This is a genomic window from Flavobacterium sp. NRK F7, assembly GCF_024054195.1.
Taxonomy (GTDB): domain Bacteria; phylum Bacteroidota; class Bacteroidia; order Flavobacteriales; family Flavobacteriaceae; genus Flavobacterium.
Genome location: NZ_JAMXLB010000006.1, coordinates 1 through 3,251 on the forward strand (window position 1 = coordinate 1; position 3,251 = coordinate 3,251).

At 30.1% G+C, this 3,251-nt stretch carries 1 protein-coding gene; it reads right to left on the reverse strand.

Annotation, left to right across the window (positions count from 1 at the left end; translation table 11 throughout):
- On the reverse strand, nt 1-3,244 hold a 3,244-nt coding region (locus tag NHF47_RS17030), incomplete at its 3' end, for a hypothetical protein (protein WP_252766119.1).
- Nucleotides 3,245-3,251 lie beyond the last annotated feature (7 nt).

Here is a 3,251-nt window from a genome sequence, read left to right on the forward strand (position 1 = left end):
AACTAATACGATTCCCTTTCGGATCCGTAATGGTGCTAACTCCTACAGAAGGCTTATACGTATAAGTAGTTACCATAGCATTGGCTAAAGCAGGATCATTTCTTAAAGCATCTAAGGTTACTAAAACAACACTTTCGGGAGCACCCGAATTACTTGGAGTTGTAATAGTCGCATTGTAAATATCTATTATTAAATTATTGGGAATATTATTATAGGCAATATTTTCAATTTTAGCAACAGGCAATGTCCCATTATATCCCCAAATGTAACTAATTAGTACACCTCCTTCTTGTTGTACTTCTAAAGGATTACCATTAGTATCCTCCACAAGATTATATTTCACTCTATTTTCCAAAGCAAGTGCTCCGTTAGAGGTTTTTATAATTTCTGGAGCTAGTAAATTATCATTCCAATTCTTATATACGGTTTCTACTTCAGACGTTTTCTCAGTTCCATTATAGGATTGCACTACTAAAGGCATACCCACCATATTTTTGTTTTTCAAATCATTCACAACTGGTTTGGTACTCATTTCAGAATCTAAAGGATAATAATATTGAGTTTCTAAGATTTCTCCTAACGAATTGGTATTGGCTGTTTTAGCTAAATTGTAGTGTTCATTATAATCATAATCGTAAATAGTAGTGGTTTCCACTAACTCGTTTTCAAAATAATCCGTTACTTTAGTGGAAGCTAAATCTAAAGTTCCTCCTGTAAAGAATGAAGTTCTATACCCAAAAGAATCATTACCTTCTTCATCATATATTGGACAACCAGTTGCATAAGGATAGGCAAATTTTGTTCTGTTTCTTTGATAGACATTTGAAAAAGGAATATTCACACTCTTATCTTTTTCAATATCTAAAATTTGAAAAGGATTGGTATATTCAATATTGTTATGATAATTAATGTATATTTCATTATTATTTTCATTAGTCAAAATATTTGTATACAATCCTAAATGATATTCATCAAACAGCAAATAATCGTTTTCAATCTCTTTTACTAAGCTATAATTGCCATTTATTTTTTTATACACTTTTTGAAGCAGTTCTTTTCCTCTTAACCATTCATTATCCGAAACAGGATGTACTGGAAATTTAAAATAATTTCCAACATCAGGAATTAAACTATAATAAGTTGTTACTTTATCTTTCTTATTATTGAACTTATCAGTTACATATTCATTTACCATGGCATAACCAAAATTATCTTTCATATAGGAACTATATAATCCACCTGGCAAATTAGGTGTATGATGATATCCATTACCATCAGGAGAATTAGGAAGGTGTGTCATAAAAGCTGCAACACTTAACAAATAACCCGTAGTGATTCCATTACTATCTACATATTCATATTTTTTAGAATTTTCTTCTATACCATTTGCAGAATAATTGGTGATTTTTTTAATCCTATTTCCAGGTCCAAACAATAGATAACTATGATTGTATTCTCTTTCTTTAAAATTTAAAGAAACCAAAAAACTATTCTCCATTAGATTAGTAGGATTATTAGGGTCTGGATAAGGATTCCAACTTGGATCTCTTGGATCTACTACCAAAGTATAAGAACCATTTGTTAAACCATAATAAGGGTTATTTCCCGTACTTAAATTGGTTACAGTATTATTTGTATGATCAATTAATCGACAAGGAAAATCTTTAGGTATTGAAAGGTTTACATTAGTAGTAGGACTATTGTTAACTAAATTGTTTACAGTAAATGCTTTTTCATATCTACCTGTAGTTGTATTATAAGCTTCAGGCTCAATAATTGATAACACTATTGATTTATAAAATGCTGGATTCGGATCTTGAATCTTAATTTCAGAAGGTAAATTATTTTTCAATAAATTAGGTTCGTATTCAAATACAGTTGAACCACCTGTAGGATAGGTTATTTTTTTAAGAATACCTGCTTGCATTTTTACAGGGTCAACAGATGAATTTGCTTCATTATCAATAAATCGTAAATATTGCCCTCTATTTTTTCCATTGTAATAACCCCAAGAATCAATAGAATTGGAATGTTTACTTGGCAATGATTGTTCGTCGTATTCAAAGCTATAGGTTTGTTCTTCATTGGTAATTAAATCTATAAAAACAACCGATGTTAAAAACAACCTTTTCAAAGCCATATTATCAGCAGATCTTAAATGATAATTAATATTATTATCTTCAAATCCTATTTTATATACATAATTAAATTTTATCTTTTTGATTAATTCATTTTTTACATTATACAATTCAACTCTGTCTAATGCATATCCGTTAGCTAAATCTTCTCTTTTAACTGTTTGGTTAATGAATTTCACTTTACCTTCATTGAATTTAATTTCACTTATTAAGTTTTGATGTGATATAGTATTATTATAATTACAAGATACTTGTGGATTACCTGCTTGATAATCTCCTGAATAAATATGCTCAACATCTCCTGCTCTTCTAAATAGACCTACATCTTCTGGTACATATATATATTGAATTTGATGATTTGTGGCAGTAGTTATTGTCTCTAAATTCCATGAATTATAAATATCTCCTTCATTAATTGGTGAAGGATATTCTGCTCCAACTCCCATATCTACTCTTACTGATGCTAAAGTTCGATCGTACTCTTTATAATTATAACCATATGTATACTTATTACCTGCATTGTCAATCACCTGAAAACCGGAACCTGTATTGCCTGTAATTTTAATATTACTATATTTTTGAGTTAGAATCTGCGGGTTATTATTATCCATATAAAACTCACCACTATAAAGGTTAGAATTCAGCATGTATTTATCTGGTAAAAAATCATACTGAGACCCTTGGATTTCTCCATTCACTAATACTGATAATCTTTCATCATAATCTTCATAATAGGCACTCATCGTATTATAAGTTAGTCCATTAGTACTATTAAGCTCATCAGCCCTTCCTCTAACTTGTCTGGAAATCATACCTCCATAATTCAGGGTCCAACCCATACCTACTCTTGAAGCAACATCAGTAACTTGAACTCCTCTTGAAGAATAACTTAATGAAATAGGAATCGATACACCTCCTGAATTAATCTCTAATAAAGGAATATTTGTATTGTGAGTTCCATTGTATAGCGAAACTGGGGTTTCATTAAATCTAAAAATGGAAGATGCCTCGGGAGATAAAGGAACTACTTGTGGTAATTCTTGTGCAAATGCAAAACACGTACTTAGCAATAGTACTATTGTTTTTATGGTTTTGATATATTTCATGGTAATG